This is a genomic window from Intrasporangium sp. Soil_C_50 (assembly GCF_057656595.1).
The window spans coordinates 169,618-189,823 of record NZ_JBDGKB010000002.1; the positions used below are offsets into that span (position 1 = coordinate 169,618).

19 protein-coding genes are annotated in these 20,206 nt (G+C 71.9%); 12 read left to right on the top strand and 7 right to left on the bottom strand.

All coding sequences use genetic code 11. The features are described from left to right. The first annotated feature begins 3 nt into the window (after nt 1-3). The 9 genes from AC3A5R_RS08275 (at nt 4) to AC3A5R_RS08315 (ending at nt 9,882) form a co-directional block, all read left to right on the top strand. Nucleotides 4-762 carry a YebC/PmpR family DNA-binding transcriptional regulator gene (locus AC3A5R_RS08275; protein ID WP_487620274.1) on the top strand — a complete coding sequence of 253 codons (759 nt, stop codon included), beginning with the start codon at nt 4-6 and terminating at the stop codon, nt 760-762. 147 nt (nt 763-909) lie between these two features. Further along, a complete protein-coding gene (gene ruvC / locus AC3A5R_RS08280) occupies nt 910-1,527 on the top strand; it encodes a crossover junction endodeoxyribonuclease RuvC (protein WP_487620275.1) in 618 nt (205 codons plus the stop codon). Then, nucleotides 1,524-2,126 carry a Holliday junction branch migration protein RuvA gene (gene ruvA / locus AC3A5R_RS08285; RefSeq protein WP_487620276.1) on the top strand — a complete coding sequence of 201 codons (603 nt, stop codon included), beginning with the start codon at nt 1,524-1,526 and terminating at the stop codon, nt 2,124-2,126. The genes ruvC and ruvA overlap by 4 nt, the downstream gene beginning before the upstream one ends. A 35-nt stretch (nt 2,127-2,161) precedes the next feature. Then, the gene (ruvB, locus tag AC3A5R_RS08290) at nt 2,162-3,286 is read left to right on the top strand and encodes a Holliday junction branch migration DNA helicase RuvB (RefSeq protein ID WP_487620539.1); all 1,125 of its coding nucleotides are present in this window, start codon (nt 2,162-2,164) and stop codon (nt 3,284-3,286) included. 261 nt (nt 3,287-3,547) lie between these two features. Beyond that, nucleotides 3,548-3,880: a preprotein translocase subunit YajC gene (yajC, locus tag AC3A5R_RS08295; protein ID WP_487620277.1), complete on the top strand. Its 333-nt coding sequence runs from the start codon at nt 3,548-3,550 to the stop codon at nt 3,878-3,880. 7 nt (nt 3,881-3,887) lie between these two features. Beyond that, a complete protein-coding gene (secD, locus tag AC3A5R_RS08300) occupies nt 3,888-5,786 on the top strand; it encodes a protein translocase subunit SecD (protein ID WP_487620278.1) in 1,899 nt (632 codons plus the stop codon). A 3-nt stretch (nt 5,787-5,789) separates the two neighbouring features. Next, the gene (secF, locus tag AC3A5R_RS08305; protein ID WP_487620279.1) at nt 5,790-6,947 is read left to right on the top strand and encodes a protein translocase subunit SecF; all 1,158 of its coding nucleotides are present in this window, start codon (nt 5,790-5,792) and stop codon (nt 6,945-6,947) included. A 72-nt stretch (nt 6,948-7,019) separates the two neighbouring features. After that, entirely contained in the window at nt 7,020-7,544 is a 525-nt protein-coding gene (locus AC3A5R_RS08310; RefSeq protein ID WP_487620280.1) for an adenine phosphoribosyltransferase, read from the top strand. Between the two features lie 28 nt (nt 7,545-7,572). Then, entirely contained in the window at nt 7,573-9,882 is a 2,310-nt protein-coding gene (locus AC3A5R_RS08315) for a RelA/SpoT family protein (protein WP_487620281.1), read from the top strand. Nucleotides 9,883-9,972: 90 nt separating this feature from the next. On the opposite strand, the gene AC3A5R_RS08320 is transcribed toward AC3A5R_RS08315, so the two are convergent. Both AC3A5R_RS08320 and AC3A5R_RS08325 read right to left on the bottom strand, forming a co-directional pair. Further along, a complete protein-coding gene (locus AC3A5R_RS08320) occupies nt 9,973-11,982 on the bottom strand; it encodes a DUF349 domain-containing protein (protein ID WP_487620282.1) in 2,010 nt (669 codons plus the stop codon). Beyond that, complete coding sequence (locus AC3A5R_RS08325) at nt 11,979-12,842, bottom strand: peptidylprolyl isomerase (RefSeq protein WP_487620283.1); 864 nt, start codon at nt 12,840-12,842, stop codon at nt 11,979-11,981. The genes AC3A5R_RS08320 and AC3A5R_RS08325 overlap by 4 nt, the downstream gene beginning before the upstream one ends. A gap of 172 nt (nt 12,843-13,014) precedes the next feature. On the opposite strand from AC3A5R_RS08325, the gene AC3A5R_RS08330 reads away from it, so the two are divergent. Together AC3A5R_RS08330 and hisS are read left to right on the top strand one after the other, a co-directional pair. Further along, a complete protein-coding gene (locus AC3A5R_RS08330; RefSeq protein WP_487620284.1) occupies nt 13,015-13,716 on the top strand; it encodes an MBL fold metallo-hydrolase in 702 nt (233 codons plus the stop codon). Between the two features lie 23 nt (nt 13,717-13,739). Continuing rightward, complete coding sequence (gene hisS / locus AC3A5R_RS08335; RefSeq protein ID WP_487620540.1) at nt 13,740-15,056, top strand: histidine--tRNA ligase; 1,317 nt, start codon at nt 13,740-13,742, stop codon at nt 15,054-15,056. Nucleotides 15,057-15,077: 21 nt separating this feature from the next. Here the strand turns inward: hisS and AC3A5R_RS08340 are convergent, their stop codons facing one another. Genes AC3A5R_RS08340 through AC3A5R_RS08360 form a run of 5 tightly spaced genes read right to left on the bottom strand, consistent with a single transcriptional unit; the run spans nt 15,078 to nt 18,853 of the window. Continuing rightward, the gene (locus AC3A5R_RS08340) at nt 15,078-15,686 is read right to left on the bottom strand and encodes a hypothetical protein (RefSeq protein ID WP_487620285.1); all 609 of its coding nucleotides are present in this window, start codon (nt 15,684-15,686) and stop codon (nt 15,078-15,080) included. Nucleotides 15,687-15,746: 60 nt separating this feature from the next. Beyond that, complete coding sequence (locus tag AC3A5R_RS08345; RefSeq protein ID WP_487620286.1) at nt 15,747-16,115, bottom strand: hypothetical protein; 369 nt, start codon at nt 16,113-16,115, stop codon at nt 15,747-15,749. A 1-nt stretch (nt 16,116) separates the two neighbouring features. Beyond that, nucleotides 16,117-16,470 carry a hypothetical protein gene (locus AC3A5R_RS08350; RefSeq protein ID WP_487620287.1) on the bottom strand — a complete coding sequence of 118 codons (354 nt, stop codon included), beginning with the start codon at nt 16,468-16,470 and terminating at the stop codon, nt 16,117-16,119. Beyond that, complete coding sequence (locus AC3A5R_RS08355) at nt 16,467-18,077, bottom strand: radical SAM protein (RefSeq protein ID WP_487620288.1); 1,611 nt, start codon at nt 18,075-18,077, stop codon at nt 16,467-16,469. Before AC3A5R_RS08355 ends, AC3A5R_RS08350 begins: the two co-directional genes overlap by 4 nt. Beyond that, nucleotides 18,074-18,853, bottom strand: a complete 780-nt coding sequence (locus AC3A5R_RS08360; RefSeq protein WP_487620289.1) for a prolipoprotein diacylglyceryl transferase — start codon at nt 18,851-18,853, stop codon at nt 18,074-18,076. The genes AC3A5R_RS08355 and AC3A5R_RS08360 overlap by 4 nt, the downstream gene beginning before the upstream one ends. A 209-nt stretch (nt 18,854-19,062) precedes the next feature. On the opposite strand from AC3A5R_RS08360, the gene ald reads away from it, so the two are divergent. Next, nucleotides 19,063-20,178 (top strand): alanine dehydrogenase, encoded by a 1,116-nt coding sequence (gene ald, locus AC3A5R_RS08365; protein WP_487620290.1) that lies wholly within the window; start codon nt 19,063-19,065, stop codon nt 20,176-20,178. Nucleotides 20,179-20,206: the final 28 nt, after the last annotated feature.

Below are 20,206 nucleotides of genomic sequence, written 5' to 3' on the forward strand. Positions count from 1 at the left end.
TGCATGAGCGGCCACTCCAAATGGGCCACCACCAAGCACCAGAAGGCTGCCAAGGACGCCAAGCGCGGCAAGCTCTTCGCCAAGCTCATCAAGAACATCGAGGTCGCGGCCCGCCAGGGCGGCGCTGACCCCGCGGGCAACCCGACGCTCTACGACGCCATCCAGAAGGCGAAGAAGACCTCGGTGCCCAACGACAACATCGACCGTGCGGTCAAGCGCGCGTCGGGCGCCGAGGCGGGCGCGGCCGACTGGCAGACGATCATGTACGAGGGCTACGCACCCAACGGCGTCGCCGTGCTCATCGAGTGCCTCACCGACAACCGCAACCGCGCGGCCGCGGAGGTGCGCACCGCCCTGACCCGCAACGGCGGCCAGCTGGCCGACCCGGGCTCGGTGTCGTACGTGTTCAACCGCAAGGGCGTCGTGACGGTCCTCAAGGAGGCCGGCTCCGAGGACGACATCCTCGAGGTCGTGCTCGAGGCGGGCGCCGAGGAGGTCAACGACAACGGCGACACGTGGGAGATCATCTCCGAGGCCACCGACTTCGTCGCGGTCCGCACGGCGCTCCAGGACGCCGGCATCGACTACGAGTCGGCCGAGGCGTCGTTCGTCCCGAACCTCCAGGTCCCCCTCGACCTCGACGGCGCGAAGAAGATGATCCGCGTCATCGAGGCCCTCGAGGACAGCGACGACGTGCAGAACGTCTTCGCCAACGGCGACATCCCCGACGACGTGCTCGCGCAGCTCGACGACGAGGAGTGAGGACGCTCCACCTCGGGTGAGGAGGCACGCCGGCGACCGGCGTGCCTCCTGCTTGTTGCGGGGGCGGGCGGTTAGCGTGTTCCCGAACACCTGTTCGGTTCAAGGCCGGTCCCGGTCCCGTCACGTCCATTCACGAGGAGGTTCGGCGTGCGCGTCCTCGCGGTCGACCCCGGCCTGACGCGCTGCGGCGTCGGCGTCGTCGACGGCCTGCCCGGCCGGCGGCTCTCGCTCGTCGAGGTGGGGGTCATCCGCACGCCGGCCGGCGACCCGACGCCGCGCCGGCTCGTCGCCGTCGAGGACGAGATGCGCCTGTGGTTCGAGCGGCACCGGCCCGAGGCGGTCGCCATCGAGCGGGTCTTCGCCGACGCCAACGTCTCCACCGTCATGGGCACCGCCCAGGTCACCGGCATCGTCATGATGCTCGCCGAGCGGCGCGGCCTGCCCGTCGCGCTCCACACACCCACCGAGGTCAAGGCCGCGGTCAGCGGCAACGGCCGCGCCGACAAGGCGCAGGTCACGACGATGGTCACCCGCCTCCTCGGCCTCGACACCCCGCCCAAGCCCGCCGATGCCGCCGACGCGCTCGCCCTCGCCATCTGCCACGTGTGGCGCGGCGGCACCCAGAACCGCCTCGAGCAGGCCCGCGACGAGCTGCTCGCGCGCACCCCCCGCCGGACGCGTCCGGTCCCCTCCGCCGGCACCACCCCACGGCCGGTGTCAGCCACCCCGTACGCCCGCACCCTCCCAGGAGCCCGCCCCCGATGATCGCGTCCCTGTCCGGCACCGTCCTCAAGGTCGGCCTCGACTCCGTCGTCGTCGGCGTCGGCGGGGTCGGCATGCTCGTGCACACCACCCCCGCCACGGCGGCCTCCGTCCGGCACGGCCAGCAGGCCGACCTCGCCACGACGCTCGTCGTCCGCGAGGACTCCCTGACGCTCTACGGCTTCGCCACCGACGACGAGAAGCTCGTCTTCGAGACCGTCCAGACGGTCTCGGGCGTCGGCCCGCGCCTCGCGCTCGCCCTCCTCGCCGTCCACTCGCCCGACGCCGTGCGCGTCGCCCTCGGCACCGGCGACCTCACCGCCCTGACCAAGGTGCCCGGCATCGGCCGCAAGGGCGCCGAGCGGCTCGTCCTCGAGCTCAAGGACAAGATCGGCGCGCTGCCCGGCTCCGGCACGGCCGCCGAGCCGGTCCCGCTCGACACCGGCGAGGCGTGGCGCGAGCAGGTCCGCGAGGCCCTCGTCGGGCTCGGGTGGACCGTCCGCCAGGCCGAGGACGCCCTCGACAAGGTGGCGCCGAAGGCCGCAGAGGGCGCCGGGGTGTCGGCGCTGCTGCGTGCGGCCCTCCAGGAGCTCGGCCGGTGAGCGGCACCCGGCCGGACGCCGGCGCCGCCCCCGACCTGCCCGACCTGCCCGACCTCGAGGTCTGGGAGGACGGCTCGTTCGACGCAACCTCGCGCATCGTCGACGCCCGCGTCCACGAGGACGGCCCCGGCGACGAGCGCCAGGTCGAGGCCGCGCTGCGGCCCCGACGTCTCGACGACTTCCCCGGGCAGGACCGCGTCCGCGAGCAGCTCGGGCTCGTCCTGACGGCTGCCCGCCGGCGCGGCACGCCGCCCGACCACGTCCTGCTGTCCGGTCCGCCGGGCCTCGGCAAGACGACCCTGGCGATGATCGTCGCCAGCGAGCTCGAGCAGCCGATCCGCATCACGTCCGGTCCGGCCATCCAGCACGCCGGCGACCTCGCCTCGGTCCTGTCCTCGCTCGCCGAGGGCGAGGTGCTCTTCCTCGACGAGATCCACCGGATGTCCAGGTCGGCCGAGGAGATGCTCTACCTCGCGATGGAGGACTTCCGCGTCGACGTCATCATCGGCAAGGGCCCCGGCGCGACGGCCATCCCGCTCGAGCTGCCGCCGTTCACCGTCGTCGGGGCCACCACCCGCGCCGGGCTGCTGCCCGCGCCGCTGCGTGACCGGTTCGGCTTCACCGGCCACCTCGACTTCTACGCCGCCACCGACCTCGTGACGATCCTGCACCGGTCGGCCCGGCTGCTCGGGCTCGAGGCCGACGAGGACGGGATCCGCGAGATCTCGCTGCGCTCCCGCGGCACGCCGCGCATCGCCAACCGGCTGCTGCGCCGCGTCCGCGACTGGGCCCAGGTGCACGGCGAGGACCGGGTCACCCACGCCGCGGCCCGGCGCGCCCTCGAGCTGTTCGACGTCGACGAGCGCGGCCTCGACCGCCTCGACCGCGCCGTCCTCGAGGCCCTGTGCCGACGCTTCGCCGGCGGTCCGGTGGGCCTGTCCACCCTCGCCGTGGCCGTCGGGGAGGAGCCCGACACGGTCGAGACCGTCGCCGAGCCGTTCCTCGTGCGGGAGGGGTTCATGGTGCGCACGCCTCGTGGCCGCGCCGCCTCGCGCCTCGCGTGGGACCACCTCGGGCTGACCCCGCCCGCCGAGGCCCACGGCATCTGGACGGCGACTCTGCCGCTCGACGACGCCGGCGGCGGGCGCTTCGAGGGCTGAGCCGGCCCGGCCGAGCCCTGTGCCGCGCCCGGTGCCGACTCCCGCGGCAACCGGTGCCAAAACGTGACCGGGGGCCCGCGTGTGAGTGGTGTGACCGTTCTGACAAACTGCGGGCGCGCACGTAGACTCCTGCGGGCACCATCGCCGCTGCCGCGGCACCATCGGGTGCCTCCGGTCGTTGACGCCACAGCCGACACCACACGAGTGGGCTCGCTGTGCCCGGCGCCGACATCGGACGTAGACACGAAGGATTGAGCTGACATGAACTCCAACGGGTCCTTCTCGTTGCTGATCTTCCTCCTGCCGCTGCTGCTCATCGGCTGGCTGTTCTGGACCCAGAACAAGCGGATGAAGCAGATGCGGCAGTTCAGCTCCGCCCTGTCGGTCGGCGACGAGGTCGTCACGTCCTCGGGCATCTTCGGCACCGTCCGCCGGCTCGACGACTCGACGGCGTGGCTCGAGATCGCCGAGGGCGTCACCATCCGCGTCGACCGTCGCGCCGTCGCCATGAAGCAGGACGCGACCACCGGTACCGCCGGACAGGACTCGATGCCGGGCGACGACGCCACCGGCAGCACCCCGACGGGTCAGTGAGGCGTCCGTGGCTCGTACGTCCATCCGCAAGTCCGCGACCCGCACCCTCGTCGCGCTCGTCGTCATCATCCTCGGCCTCGGCGCACTGACCGCAGGCCTCGCCCAGTGGGGTGGCGGCTCCTGGGCGCCGCGCCTCGGCCTCGACCTCGAGGGCGGCACCGAGCTCGTCCTCAAGCCCGTCACGGTCGGCAACGCGGCCCCGGTCACCCAGGGCCAGATCGACCAGGCCGTCGACATCATCCGCCAGCGCATCGACGCCAACGGCGTCAGCGAGGCCGAGATCTCCACCCAGGGCGGCGACAACATCGTCGTCTCGATCCCGGGCAGCCCCACCAAGGAGCAGCTCGACGCGATCCGCAAGCCCTCGCAGCTGCGGTTCCGGGCCGTCTTCATCCAGAACGCCGACACCAGCGCCGCGCAGGTGAACCCGGGTGCGACGACGGGCTCGACCGGCTCGACGGGCACCCCGACGCCCACCGGCACCGCCACGACGCCGGCCACCACCCCCTCGACGTCGGCCACGGCCCAGAACGGCGCGGTCCCGCAGGCGCTGCGCGCCGCGACGACGGCCCCGACGCCGTCCGCGACGACGCCCGCCGGCGCGGCGACCACCCCGGCCCCCGCGGCCACGACGCCGGCGGCGCCCACCGCCGAGCAGACCGAGGCCGCCGTCAAGGCCCAGGTGAGCCAGGGTCTCGTCGGTATCGGCTGGGACAAGGCCAAGGCCGACACCGCCGCCGCCAAGACGGCCAAGGACTTCGTCGCCCTCAGCTGCGCCAAGCCGGGCGCCGTCGACGCGATCGTCGATGACGCGACGCTGCCGCTCGCGACGTGCAGCGACGACCGCACGTCGAAGTTCGTCCTCGGCCCGGTCGAGATCGACGGCAGCCAGATCTCGGACGCCTCGAGCGGCTACCAGCCCGGCCCGAACGGCCAGCCCACCTCCATCGTCGAGGTCGTCCTCTCGTTCAACTCGGAAGGCGCGAAGAAGTTCGCCGAGGTCACCAAGCGCCTCTACGGCCTGCAGAGCCAGCCGCCGATGGACCAGTTCGCCGTCGTGCTCGACAAGTCGGTCATCACGGCCCCGCAGGCCCGCGCCGTCATCTCCGACGGGCGCGCCTCGATCACCGGCTCGTTCACCATCGACTCGGCCAAGGCCCTGGCGCAGCAGCTGAAGTTCGGTGCGCTCCCGCTGCAGTTCGCGCTGCAGACGAACGACACGATCACGCCCCAGCTGGGTGAGGAGCAGCTGCGCATCGGCCTGCTCGCCGGTCTCGTCGGCCTGATCCTCGTCGTCATCTACTCGCTCATCCAGTACCGGGCGCTCGGCTTCGTCACCGTGGCCTCGCTGCTCGTCGCGTCGGGCATCACCTACCTCGCGGTGACGATCCTCGGCACGACGCACGGCCTGCGTCTGACCATGGCCGGCGTCACCGGCCTCATCGTCGCCATCGGCGTCACGGCCGACTCGTTCATCGTGTACTTCGAACGCATCCGCGACGAGGTCCGCGACGGCCGCCCGCTCGTGGCCGCCGTCGAGACCGGCTGGAAGCGCGCGCGGCGCACGATCATCGCGGCCGACACCGTCAACTTCATCGCGGCCATCGTGCTCTACGTCCTCGCCTCGGCCAACGTGCGCGGGTTCGCCTTCACGCTCGGCCTGACCACGATCATCGACCTGCTCGTCGTCATGGTCTTCACGCACCCGATGGTCCAGCTCCTCGCCCGCACGAACTTCTTCGGCGGTGGCCACAAGTGGTCCGGCCTCGACCCGAAGCGCCTCGGCGCCAAGGAGTCGCCGCGCTACCGCGGCCGCGGCCAGTTCGGACCGTCGCGCCCGGCCGCCCGCGCCGGCGCTCCGGCGGGATCCGGCGCCGCCACCCGCACCGCCGAGGGGAAGGCCTGACCCATGATCAACTTCGCCCAGGTCGGCAACGACCTCTACACGGGTAAGCGCTCGATCGACTTCATCGGTCGCCAGAAGCTCTGGTACGCCTTCTCCGGCGTCCTCATCGCGCTCGCCCTCCTCGGCATCTTCGCCAAGGGCCTCAACTTCGGCATCGAGTTCAGCGGTGGCTCGGAGTTCCGGGTCCAGAGCGTCACGAACACCGAGGGCTACGAGGAGAAGGCCCAGTCGGCCATCGCCGACGCCAAGATCAGCGGCAACGTCGTCACGACCGTCGTCGGGCAGAACACCGTACGGGTGCAGACCGAGGCCGCCGACGACAAGACCGACGCGGCCCGGTCCGAGCTGGCCCAGCAGTTCGGCGTCCAGCCGAGCAACGTCAGCGCCTCGCTCATCGGACCGAGCTGGGGAGAGACGGTGAGCCAGCAGGCGATCCGCGGCCTCATCGTCTTCCTCGTCCTCGTGACCCTCGTCATGGGGCTCTACTTCCGCACGTGGAAGATGGCCGTCTCGGGTCTCGTCGCGCTGCTGCACGACCTCGTCATCACCGTGGGCATCTACGCCCTCTTCGGTTTCGAGATCACGCCCTCCTCGATGATCGGCTTCCTGACGATCCTCGGCTACTCGCTGTACGACACCGTCGTCGTCTTCGACAAGGTGCGCGAGAACACGGCCGAGGCGTTCCGGACCCGTCGGACCACCTACTCCGCGGCCGCCAACCTGGCCGTCAACCAGACCCTCGTGCGCTCGATCAACACGACCGTCGTCGCGCTCCTGCCGATCGCCGCGATCCTCTTCGTCGGCTTCACGATGCTCGGCCCCGGCACGCTGCTCGACCTCGCGCTCGCGCTCTTCATCGGCATCTCGGTCGGCGCGTACTCCTCGATCTTCATCGCGACGCCACTGCTCGTCGACCTGCGCCGGGGCGAGAAGGGTGTCAAGGACCTCGAGCGCTACGTCGCCAAGCACGGCACGAGGTCGCACGACGAGGTCGTCGGGGCCTTCGCCGACGGAGAGCCGGTCGCGGTCGGTGCCGACTCCTCCGGCGGAGCCCACGCAGACGCCCACGGGGACGCGCACGCGTCGGCGCGTCCGGTCCACAAGTACGCCCAGGCCGGCCCGCGCAACCAGCCCAGGCGCGCCCCGAAGTCGCGTCGCTGACGAGTCGGTCGGGCCGCCCTAGGGGGCCTGACCGCCTTCCGACCACCCCGATCGAGCGCCACAGGAGACGACGTGAGCAAGATCAGTGACCTCGTGGCGGCCCGGGTCCGCGACGTGCCCGACTTCCCGAAGCCGGGCATCGTATTCAAGGACATCGCCCCGCTGCTGGCCGACGGGGCCGCCTTCCGAACCCTCGTCGACGACATCACCGGCCGCTACGCCGGCCAGGTCGACGTCGTCGCCGGCATCGAGGCGCGGGGCTTCATCTTCGGGGCTCCGGTCGCCCTCGCCCTGGGCCTCGGCTTCGTGCCGATCCGCAAGGCGGGCAAGCTCCCCGGCGACACGATCGCCTCGGTGTACTCCCTCGAGTACGGCACCGCCGAGGTCGAGGTGCAGGCCGACGCGTTCGCCCCCGGAGCCCGGGTTCTGCTCATCGACGACGTGCTGGCCACGGGTGGCACGGCGGCCGCGGCCTGCGAGCTCATCGAGCGCGCCGGCGCCGAGGTGACCGGCCTCGAGTTCGTCATCGAGCTCGGCTTTCTCGACGGGCGTGATCGTCTCGCGCACCGGCCCGTCAACGCCGTCCTCACGGTGTGATCCCGACGCGGGGACCTAGACTCTCTCCATGAGCGAGGACGTCCGCAGCGAGCTGTCCACCCCGTCGCGGGTGCGCGCCCGCTTCGCGCGGTTCGGGGCCACCCGACCGGCGGGCAACCCGGTGCTCGAGCCGCTCATGACGGTGGTCCGCCAGAACCACCCGAAGGCCGACCTGTCGGTCATCGAGCGTGCCTACGCGGTCGCCGAGCGCGCCCACGAGGGCCAGATGCGCAAGAGCGGCGACGCGTACATCACCCACCCGCTCGCGGTGACGACGATCCTCGCCGAGCTGGGCATGACCCCGCCGACGCTCGCGGCCGCCTTGCTGCACGACACCGTCGAGGACACCGACTACGGCCTCGACGAGCTCCGGGGCGACTTCGGCGACGAGATCGCGATGCTCGTCGACGGCGTCACCAAGCTCGACAAGGTCACCTACGGCGAGGCCGCGCAGGCCGAGACGGTCCGCAAGATGGTCATCGCGATGGCCCGAGACATCCGGGTCCTCGTCATCAAGCTCGCCGACCGGCTGCACAATGCCCGCACGTGGCGCTACGTCAGCCCGGAGTCGGCCAAGCGCAAGGCCAACGAGACCCTCGAGATCTACGCGCCGCTCGCGCACCGCCTCGGCATGAACACCATCAAGTGGGAGCTCGAGGACCTCTCGTTCGCGACGCTCTACCCGAAGGTCTACGACGAGATCGTGCGCCTCGTCGCCGAGCGCGCCCCGGCCCGCGAGGAGTACCTGACGGGCGTCCGGTCCCAGGTCACCGAGGACCTCGCCGCCGCCAAGATCAAGGCCACCGTCACCGGCCGGCCCAAGCACTACTACTCCGTGTACCAGAAGATGATCGTGCGCGGCCGCGACTTCGAGGAGATCTACGACCTCGTCGCGGTGCGCGTCCTCGTCGACACGGTGCGCGACTGCTACGCGGCGCTCGGCGCGCTGCACTCGCGGTGGAACCCGGTGCCCGGCCGGTTCAAGGACTACATCGCGATGCCGAAGTTCAACATGTACCAGTCGCTGCACACGACGGTCATCGGTCCGCAGGGCAAGCCGGTCGAGATCCAGATCCGCACCCACACGATGCACCGCAGGGCCGAGTACGGCGTCGCGGCGCACTGGAAGTACAAGGACCAGTCGGACAAGGGCGGGGGAGCCCGGCCCGGCGAGATCACGCCGCAGAACGACATGGCCTGGCTGCGCCAGCTGCTCGACTGGCAGCGCGAGACCGAGGACCCCGGCGAGTTCCTCGACTCGCTGCGCTTCGAGATGGGCAGCAGCGAGGTCTACGTCTTCACGCCCAAGGGCGCGGTCGTCGCGCTGCCGATGGGCGGCACGCCGGTCGACTTCGCCTACGCGGTGCACACCGAGGTCGGCCACCACTGCATCGGCGCCCGCGTCAACGGGCGCCTGGTGCCGCTCGAGTCGACCCTCGAGAACGGCGACGTCGTCGAGGTGCTGACCAGCAAGGCCGACGGCGCCGGCCCGTCGCGCGACTGGCTCCAGTTCGTCAAGAGCCCGCGGGCCCGCAACAAGATCAAGGCGTGGTTCAGCAAGGAGCGCCGCGAGGAGGCCATCGAGGCGGGCAAGGACGCCATCGCCAAGGCCCTGCGCAAGCAGAACCTGCCGCTGCAGCGGCTCATGAGCCACGAGTCCATGACGGCCGTCGCGACCGACCTGCGCTACCAGGACATCGAGGCGCTCTACGCGGCCGTCGGCGAGGGCCACGTGTCCGCGCAGCACGTCGTCAGCAAGGTCGTCGCGTCGATGGGTGGGGTCGAGGGCGCCACCGAGGACCTCGCCGAGGCCACCGTCCCGACGCGCCAGGCCAAACGGCGTCGCGGGGGAGACCCCGGCGTCGTCGTCGTCGGCACCGCCGACGTGTGGGTCAAGCTCGCCAAGTGCTGCACGCCGGTGCCGGGCGACCCGATCATCGGCTTCGTGACCCGCGGCAACGGCGTCTCGGTGCACCGCGCCGACTGCACCAACGCCTCCCAGCTGACCGCCAACCCCGAACGCCTCATCGACGTCGAGTGGGCCCCGAGCTCGGCCAGCGTCTTCCTCGTGCAGCTGCAGGTCGAGGCGCTCGACCGCAACCGGCTGCTGTCCGACGTCACGCGGGTGCTGTCCGACCAGCACGTCAACATCCTGTCGGCGTCCGTGCAGACCTCCCGCGACCGCGTCGCCATCTCGCGCTTCACGTTCGAGATGGGCGACCCGGCCCACCTCGACCACGTCATCAAGGCGGTCCGACGGATCGACGGCGTCTTCGACGTGTACCGCGTCAACGGCAGCAAGTCCTCGGACGCCGTGCTGCGGGGCAGCCGCGCCTGACCCGTCGGGTTCCCGCCGGGTCCACGACCTCACGACGACGGGCCCCCGACCGTGCGGTCAGGGGCCCGTCGTCGTCGTGGGTGCCGCTGGTCAGCCGCCGAACTCGGCGACGCCGGCGCGGGCCTGGTCGAGCCACGCCTGACGCGCGTCGAGCGCCTCGCGGGCCTTGCGGACCTTCGACTCGTTGCCGGTGCGTTCGGCCTTCTCCAGCTCGTCGCGCAGGTCGGCGACGGCCCGCTCGAGCTGGTCGACCATGCCCTGGGCGCGCGCGGCGACCTCGGGGTTGCTCGAGCGCCACTTGCGGTCCTCGGCGTCGCGGACGGTCTGCTCGACGCGTCGCATGGCCTTCTCGACGCGGTCCATGTCGGACCGCGGCACCTTGCCTGCCGCGTCCCACTTGTCCTGCACGACGCGCAGCTGGGCCTTGGCCTTCTCGAGGTCGGTGACCGGCAGGATCGCCTCGGCCTCGACGAGCAGGGTCTCCTTGACGGCGAGGTTGCCCCGGTACTGCTCCTCCTCGGCGGCGACGACCTCGTCCTTGGCCGCGAAGAACGCGTCCTGGGCGGCCTTGAACCGCGCCCACAGCTTGTCGTCGTCGGTGCGGCTGGCCCGCCCGGCCCGACGCCAGTCGTCCATGAGGCGCTTGAAGGCCCCGGCCGTGGCGGCCCAGTCGTGGCTCGTGGCGAGGCGCTCGGCCTCGCCGACGAGCTGCTCCTTGCGCGACTTGGCGTCGGCGTGCGAGGCGTCGAGCTGGGCGAAGTGGGCGCGTCGGGCCTTGTCGAAGCCGTTGCGCGCGGCGCTGAAGCGCTGCCAGAGGGCCGACTCGGTCTCGCGGTCGAGGCGGGTGGCCGCGCGCTGGTGCGCCTTCCACTCGTCGAGCAGCTCGCGCATCCGGGCGCCGCTGCTCTTCCACTGGATCCGGTTCTCGGGCTGGCCGGCGATCTCCTCGGCCTCGGCGACGATCTTCTCCCGCTCGGTGGTGGCGAGCGCGCGGGCCTCGGCGCGGTGCTGCTGCTCGACGGTGCGCTTGCTCGCGATCCCGGACTGGATCTCGTCGAGCTTGGCGGCCAGGGCGTCGAGGTCGCCGACGACGGTGGCGTCCTTGACCTGGGCGCTCAGCGTCTTGAGGCCCTCGGCGACGTCCTTGGACGGCACCTCCGGCTGGCCGAGCCGCTGCTCGAGCAGGACGGCCGACGCGAAGAGCTCGTCGTACTTGCGGGCGAAGTAGGTCAGGGCCTCCTCGGGCGTGGCGCCCGGGTAGGACCCGACCTCCTGCTCGCCCTCCCGGGTGCGCACGAAGACCGTGCCGTCCTCGGCGACGCGCCCGAAGGCGGCGGACGCCGAGTGGTCGGTCGTGATCGGCGCCGGGGCGGCGGGGGCCGGCGCGTGGGCCGCGACCTTGGCGACCGCGGCCGGCGAGGGGATCACCGACGGCTTCGGCACGGCGCTCGGCTTCGGCGTCGCAGGGACGGGCGCCACCGACGCCTCGGCCTCGGGCTGGGCATCGGCCTCGGTGGCAGCGGGGGCCTCGCCGGTCTCGCCGGTCTCGACGGTCTCGCCGGTCTCGACGGTCTCGCTGGCCTCGGCAGGCGCGGCAGCCTCGACGGCGGCGACCTGCTCGGGCTGCTCCTGCGGGGCGGTGCCGGCCGGCTCGACCGACTCGGGTGCCGTCACCTCGGCAGCCGTGACCGCCTCGGGCTCGACGACGGCAGGCTCCTGGGCCACCGGCTCGGCGGGCGCCTCCTCAGCCGCCTCGGTGGCCTCGGTGGCCTCGGTGACCTTGGTGGCTTCAGCGGCGTCCGTCGGCTCGGTGGTGTCCGTGGCCGCGGCGGCGTCGCTGCCCTCGGTGCTGCGGACGGACTCGAGGGTGTCGGCCATCTCGGCGGCGGGCGTCACGGGTACCTGCTCCTCGGCGGGCGCGTCGGCACCGGCGTCCGCGCCGGTGTCGGTGGACGCGTCGGACCGGACGTCGTTCTGGACCTCCGTGGGGGAATCCGTCCGGGCCGCTGTGGTCTCGGGGGCCTCTGGGGTCTCGGTGGCCTCTGGGGTCTCGGTGGCCTCGGGGGCCTCGTCGGGGCGGGGCTCGTGCACGTCGCTCATGCCTTCTTCTCCGTCACGCTCACACTCAGGATGCTGATCGGGGACACCGGGGTGCCGTCGGCAGGGCTCGGCGGCAGGGCCTTGTTCGCCGCGATCTTCTCGACGATGTCAAGGCCCTTGGTGACCTTCCCGAAGATCGTGTAGCCGCCGCCGTCGGTCGGCAACTTTGTTTCCTTGTACGTGATGAAGAACTGGCCGCCGTTGCTGTTCGGGTCCGAGGTGCGGGCCATCGCGAGGCTGCCGGTCGGGTAGGTGCCGTCCTTCGGGGCGTTCTCGATGCCGAAGGTGTAGCCGGGGCCGCCGGAGCCGGTGCCGGTGGGGTCGCCGCACTGGAGCACGAAGATGCCCTCGGTGGTGACACGGTGGCAGGGGCTCGGGGCCCAGTACCCGGTCTTGGCCAGGTTGAGGAACGAGGCGACCGTCTGGGGTGCCTTCGTTCCGTCGAGCTCGACGACCACGTCGCCGCACGACGTCTTGATGGTGCCGACGAACGTCTTGCCGGCGGCCGTCTTCTTGTCGGGCACCTGGGTCAGCTTCTTCGGGGTCTTCTGCAGCGCGGGTGGCTTGGTGCACCCGGCCGCGAGCTTCTGGCCGGCCAGCAGGCCGTTCGCACCGGTGGTCGGGCTGGACTCGGACGCGCTCGGCGTCGCGGTCGTCGTCGGGGCGGCCGCCGGAGCCGGGGTGTCGGAGCTGCCCACGATCTTGGGCACGACGATGACCGCCGCGATGACGAGGATGACCGCGAGGATCACGCCGAACACCTGCTTGTCCCGCGTCGAGTCGCTGACCGGCGGCTTAGCCTTGCTCAGCTGCTCCTCGTGGCGGCGGCGCGCACGTGCGCGTTCCTGCTCTTTGGTCACGAACCTCTCCTCGGACGGGCCGCTGGGGGTGGTCCCCGGGCGTTCGGTCATTTTATGGAAGTCCATGGGCGCTCACGCAGCGGGACCGGTCACGAGTCCATGACAACTGGCTCCGTTCCGGAGATGTTGCGGTGGAAGAAGCCCGTGACAGACCCCTCGCTAGGCTCGGCGGGTGCTCACCATCGCCTTCCCGGCCCAGGCCTTCGACACGAACTGCTACGTCATCGCGTCGGGCGCGGGGGAGGAGTGCCTCGTGGTCGACCCGGGAGTCGGCGTCGTCGACACGCTGCGCGAGGTCCTGTCCGAGCACCGGCTCCGACCGGCGGCCGTGCTGCTGACCCACGGGCACGTCGACCACGTCTACTCGGTGACGCCGGTGTGCGGCGCCGACACGGCCGCCTACATCCACGCCGACGACCGGTACCGGCTCACCGACCTGCTCGCCCGGAGCAACCCCGGCCTCGTCGCGATGCTCGAGCAGCAGTTCGGCACGGCCGCGACGTGGACCGAGCCGAGCACCGTCGTCGAGATCGGCGACGGCACGCGCCTGACGCTGGCCGGGATCGACGTCGACGTCGTGCACGCGCCGGGGCACACCGAGGGGTCGGTGATGTTCGGCATCGACCGCGTGCCCGACGGCATCCGCGACCAGGTCGACGTCGACCGGACCATGGTGACGGGCGACGTCCTCTTCGCCGGCTCGATCGGGCGCACCGACCTGCCGGGCGGCGACCCGGCGGCGATGCAGCGCAGCCTGCGCGAGAAGGTGCTGCCCCTGCCCGACACGACGCTCGTGCTCCCGGGCCACTACCAGGCGACGACGATGGCCCACGAGCGGGCCACGAACCCGTACCTGAGAGACTTGGGCGCGTGAGCAGCACCCCGAGCACCAAGGTCATGCCGATCAGCGGCTTCCCCGAGTACCTGCCCGCCGAACGCATCGTCGAGCAGCGCTTCCTCGACGTCATCCGCACGACCTTCGAGCTGCACGGCTTCTCCTCGGTCGAGACCCGCTCCATCGAGCCGGTCGACCGCCTCCTCGGCAAGGGCGGCGACGCCGACAAGGAGATCTACGCCGTCTCGCGCCTGGCCGGCGACGACGAGGACGCCCGCTGGGGCCTGCACTTCGACATGACCGTGCCGTTCGCCCGCTACGTCCTGGAGAACGCCGGCAAGCTCGCCTTCCCGTTCCGGCGCTACCAGATCCAGAAGGCGTGGCGTGGGGAGCGACCCCAGGAGGGCCGGTACCGGGAGTTCACCCAGGCCGACATCGACGTCGTCGACACCGGCGAGCTGAGCCCGCACTTCGAGGCCGAGATGCCGCTCGTCATCGCCGACGTCTTCAGCCGGTTCCCGGTGGGCGACTTCGTCATCCAGGTCAACAACCGCAAGATCCCGAACGGCTTCTACCAAGGCATCGGCCTGAAAGACGTCGTCGGCACGCTGCGCATCGTCGACAAGCTCGACAAGGTCGGCCCCGAGAAGGTCCGCGTCATGCTGCTCGAGGCCGGCGCCACCGACGAGCAGGCCGACCAGTGCCTGGCCCTCGCCGACATCCGCACCGACGACCTCTCCTTCGTCGAGCGCGTCCGCGCCCTCGGCGTCGAGCACCCGCTCCTCGACGAGGGCCTCGAGTCGCTCGCCAACGTCATCCGCACCGGCATGGCGCACGCGCCCGGACGCGTCGTCGCCGACCTGCGCGTCGCCCGCGGCCTCGACTACTACACCGGCACCGTCTACGAGACGCAGTTCGTCGGTCACGAGTCGTGGGGTTCCTTCTGCTCCGGCGGCCGGTACGACGCCCTCGCCAGCGACGGCCGGAACACCTATCCGGGTGTCGGCATCTCGATCGGCGTCACCCGCATCCTGGGCCTGCTCGTCGGGCGCGGGCTCGTCACGGCCTCGCGGTCCACGCCGGCGGCGGTCCTCGTCGCCCTCAACGACGACGCCTCGCGTGAGGGTGCGGTCGCGATCGCGACAGCGCTGCGGCGTCGGGGCATCGCCTGCGAGGTCGCACCGAAGGCGGCGAAGTTCGGCAAGCAGATCCGCTACGCCGAGCGCCGGGGCATCCCGTTCGTCTGGTTCCCCTCGGCCGGCGAGGCCGGCGACGAGGTCAAGGACATCCGCTCGGGCGAGCAGGTGCCGGCCGACGCCGCGTCATGGTCACCCCCCGCCGAGGACCTGCACCCGGCGGTGACGCGCGTCGCCGACTGACGCGTCCGGCGACCGAGGCGCTCAGACGCGGGGCGGCCGCAGTCCCTGGTCGCGCAGCTCGAGGGTGGCCAGCTCGCGGATGACGGCGGAGTCCTGACGGCGCCACGCGCCGGCCGGGTCGTCGCTGATCCGGGCCAGGACGCTCATCGGCTGCGTCGCCATGGCCCGCAGCGCGAAGAGGTCGAGGTCGGCACTGGCGTCGATGAACCGCTGGGCGGCCGAGGCGCGACGCACGAAGCCGACCCGCACGTAGAGCCAGAGCGCCACGACGATCGCGATCGGCACGAGGGCGACGACGAGCCCGAGCACGAGGGCGACCCGCTCGACCGTCGTCGCCATCGTCGTGCCGGCCTGGCTCAACGTCGTGCCCGACGACGCGGCCTGCCCGAGCCACTGCTTGAGCTGGTCGCCGACGAGCGGGATCTGCCCGGCCTGGTCGCCCGCACCGGTCAGCGAGCTGTGCACCGAGGTGCCGGCGGAGGTGATCGAGTCGGCGGGCGCCTTGAGGCCCATGACGACGTCGTGGGTCTGCCGACCCAGCCAGACCCACACCCCGACCCACAGGAGGACGAGCACGTCGGACAGCAGCTGACGCGTCCGGCGGACGGGCGTGTCGGCGTAGAGCTTCATCGGGTGGCCTCCATCGTCGGTGCGGGCCAACCTACGCGCCGGACGGGACGCCGTGCGCGCTCAGCCGGCCACCTGCCGAACCGCGAACCACACGGCGACACCGAAGAGGACCCCCAGGTAGAGCAGGACCAGCCGGGTGTCGCCGAGGAGGCACCGGGAACGGAGCAGGCCCGCACGTCGGGCGCGTGCGTAGCCGACGACGCCGAGCCCCGCGAAGAACGCCAGGGCCCAGGGCCCGGCGAGCCACGAGACCAGGGCGACGGTCGCGAAGATGCACAGCCGCAGCGGGTCGGGCAGGGCCACCGCCGCCGGGGCACTCTCGGAGCCGTCGCGCGCTCCGCGCGTGGGCGTCAGGTCGACCGCGCGATCGACTGCGCCACCCGCCCGCCCGCTCGCGTCGGCCACCGGGTCCTCGGCGTTGCCGCCCACGTCAGTGGCCTCCCATGACGACGGCGATGAGCCCGATGCAGGCACCTCCGAGAACGATGGGCATGACGCCGGAAGCGATGAGGAACCCAGCGGCGTACGACTGCAGTCGCTCCGAGGCCAGCGCGACGGTCGCGCCGACGATGGAGGCGACGAGCGTCACGAGGAGCCCGGCGACTGCGTGGTCGCCGCCGAGGGTGAACCAGCCGACGGCGGCCAGCACCCAGAAGGCGATCCCGAGCAGGGCACCGACCAGGCGACCCGGCCGTCGCGGCGGTGGCGGGGGAGACGGCGGAGGGCCGGCCGGGACTCCGGGGCCGCTGGGCGGGGGAGGGAAGACCGGCGGCGGCACGCTCACGCGAGACCCACCGGGCCCGCCAGCGGCAGGAGCGGGCGGCCCGCCGTGGTGGAGAGCCGCTGCCGCGCGAGCGCAGGCCAGGCTTGGACGGCGCAGAACGGCGCGCACTGGTCGGCACCGTCGGCGCCGCGGGTGCCGACGTGCACGCAGCACTGGGTGAGGCGCTCCTCGATCATCGTCGAGACGTCCATGAACGGCTTGACCGTGATGCGCACGACCCGCTCGGCCAGCAGGCGTCGCAACCGCTTGCGCTGCCCGGGCAGGCCGGATGCCGCGAGCGTCGCGAGGCTCCCGACGCCGAGGTCGCACGCATCGCAGATGCCACGCCAGAGGTCTGCGACGTTCGGGTGCGAGAGCGAGGACTGCTCAGAGAGCAGTCCGAGCAACGACTCCTTGACCGCGGCCCGCAGCTCGGCGGGCACGGCCTGGTCGGCGATCCGGTTGGCGAGGACGTCGGGGGCCAGGTCGAGCCACTCGAGCAGCCGGTCGTGGCCGACCGCGCGGGTCAGCGAGGTCCACGAGCCCGAGTCGCCCCGCAGCAGGTAGCCGACGGACGCGCAGTGCGGGTGCGAGCACGGCAGCGCCGTCAGGTCGCGCCACGTGACGACGCCACCGGTCTGCTCCTCGAGGCGGGCGAGGACCCCGGTGTGGGTGAGCCGGTCGAGCGGGTCGATGGCGCCGCTGCGGCCGCTGCCGAACTGCGGCTGGATCGAGACGCCCCCGACGTAGGGCGTCTCGAGAGCGCGCATCACGACGTGACCGATCTCGTCGTCGTTGACCCCGAGCGCTGCGGTCATCGTCAGCGTCGTGAACACCCCGGCGTCGGACAGCCGCTCGAGCGCGAGGTCCTTGTGCCGGCGCAGGTCGGCGCCGCGATGGTGGCGTGACGCGTCGGGAGAGCCGCCGTCGTACTGCAGGTACACCTCGACGCGCTCCCTGTGGCGGCGCAGCAGGTCGAGCAGGGCGTCGTCGCGGGCCAGCGTCAGACCGTTCGTGTTGACGAGGATCCGCACGACCGGTCGGGCCACGAGCTCGTCGAGCAGCTCGGCCAGCTGCGGGTGCAGGGTCGGCTCACCACCGGAGAGCATGAGCACGTCGAGGCGGCCGTCCTCGCGTGCGAGCCGGGCATCGACGTTGGCCAGCACGTCGGCGACCGGCACGACCCCGCCGAGCGCCGGAGCGGAGTCGGTGAAGCACGTCGGGCAGCGCAGGTTGCAGTGCTCGATGACGTCCTCGAGGAGGATGCACGTGTGCTGGGTCTGCATCGCGGGGAGGCCGTACTCGTACGCCTCGGGCACGGGGAGGAAGTTGGCGACCCTGTCGGGCCCGTGCGACTTGGTCGGGGCGGTCCACTGCTCGAGGTAGCGCAGGATCTCGGGCGACTCGTCGTACAGCGTGCGCACGAGCCCGTGCTCGCGGCACCCTCGTTCGAGCCACACCCGGTCGTCGCGCTCGGCGAGCCACCCGCTCAGGCGCGCGACGTCGGCGAGGTCGCGCTCCGGCCGCTCGTCGTGGCACCTCGGGCAGAAGGCGTTGACATAGCGGTGGATGCGGTCACCACGGAGCCCTCGGCCGGGACCGGCGTCGACGGCGGGTGTGGGCGTCACAGGGCCTCCTGGGGGACGCGTACAGGTCGGGGGGCGCGGAGCACGAGGGCCGCCCGCCACAGCGCGAGCGGTGCGAGGGCGAGCAGGACCAGCTGCGGACGGGTCAGGCCGAGCCAGGCGACCTCGTTGGCGCGGACGAACTCGACCGCGAAACGGAACACGGCGTAGGCGGCGACATAGACCGTGAAGAGGCCCGCGGGTTCGGCGAGGCGGTCGCGGTGACGCACGAGCAGGACGAACGCCACTGCGTGGAAGGCGATCTCGTAGAGGTAGGTCGGGTGCAGCGGGACCCCGGCCACCGAGCCGGTGTACCGAGCGGCCTGCGCGTCGAGCACGACGCCCCACCCGTGCCCGGTGGGGCGCCCCGGTGCCTCCGTGAGCAGGCAGCCCACGCGTCCGACGGCCATCCCGGCTGCCACCGCAGGGGCGAAGAGCGCACCGGTGCGGGCACGGTAGCGGGTGACGCGCTTGCCGACGAGCGCACCGGCATAGGCGCCGAGCAGGCCTCCGATGATGCTCCGGTTGCCGTAGAGGACCTGCTCGACGAAGCCGGGGTTGCGGGAGAGGTCGAGGTGCTGCAGCCACGTCCCGAGGTACATGAACACCGCGCCCCACGCCAGGGCGACGGCCACCACGGTCCACAGGCGCGGGTCGGTCGCGCCGCGACGTCGCGCCTCGAGGCGGAAGACGAGCACCGCGACGAGCAGACCGAGGGCCACGAACGTCTCGTGCGTGCCCACGGACAGGCCCCGCACGTCGACGAGCACCGGATGCATGGGCTCACCCTGCCATGACGACGGGTGCCGGCACGGCACTCGTCCCCAGGCCTCTCCGGGTGTCGCACTGGAGGTCGTACTGGAGGCCGAACGGGATGTCGCCAACCCGTCAAGGGGCGTCTCGGCCCGTGGCTAGAGTGATCCTCGCCGGTCAACGTCGACCGGTCCTGCCCCCGGGCACGCTCTCATCGAGAAGGAAGTGCAGCACGATGAAGGTCGGCATCCCTCGCGAGGTCAAGAACCACGAGTACCGCGTGGCCATCACCCCATCCGGGGTCCACGAGCTCACCGACCAGGGGCACGAGGTGCTCGTCGAGAAGGACGCCGGGGTCGGCTCCCTGATCACCGACGACGACTACGTCGCGGCCGGGGCCCGCATCATCGGCTCGGCCGACGACGTCTGGGGCGAGGCCGACATGGTGCTCAAGGTCAAGGAGCCCGTGGCCGAGGAGTACCACCGGATGCGCGAGGGCCTGACCCTCTTCACCTACCTGCACCTCGCCGCCGACAAGCCCCTCACCGAGGAGCTCCTCAAGCGCAAGGTCACCGGCATCGCCTACGAGACGGTCCAGCTGCCCTCCGGAGCCCTGCCCCTGCTCTACCCGATGTCCGAGGTCGCGGGCTGCCTCGCGCCGCAGGTCGGGGCGCACGCGCTGATGCGCGCCCAGGGCGGGCGCGGCGTGCTCCTCGGTGGTGTCGGCGGCGTCGCCAACGCCAAGGTCGTCATCCTCGGCGCGGGCGTGTCCGGCCAGAACGCGGCGAACATCGCGCTCGGCATGGGCGCCGACGTCACGCTGCTCGACACCGACCTCGACAAGCTGCGGATGTCGTTCTGGCGCTACGACAACCAGGTGCACGGCCTCGCCTCCTCGAAGCTGACCGTGCAGGAGCAGGTGATGCAGGCCGACATGGTCATCGGCGCCGTGCTCATCCCGGGCGCGGCCGCCCCGAAGCTCGTCTCGAACGAGCTCGTGTCGCAGATGAAGCCGGGCTCGGTCCTCGTCGACATCGCGATCGACCAGGGCGGGTGCTTCGAGGACAGCCACCCCACGACGCACGCCGACCCCACCTACCGCGTGCACAACTCGGTCTTCTACTGCGTCGCGAACATGCCCGGTGCCGTGCCGAACACCTCGACGTACGCGCTGACCAACTCGACGCTGCCCTACGCCGTCAAGCTGGCCAACCAGGGCTGGCGCGACGCCCTGAGCTCGGACCACGCCCTCGGCCTCGGCCTCAACACCCACGACGGCCACGTCACCTACGGGGGCGTCGCCGAGGCGCACGGCATGACCTCGGTCTCGCTCGACGAGGCACTGTCCTGACCCAGCAGCCCGTCGAACCCGTCGCCGC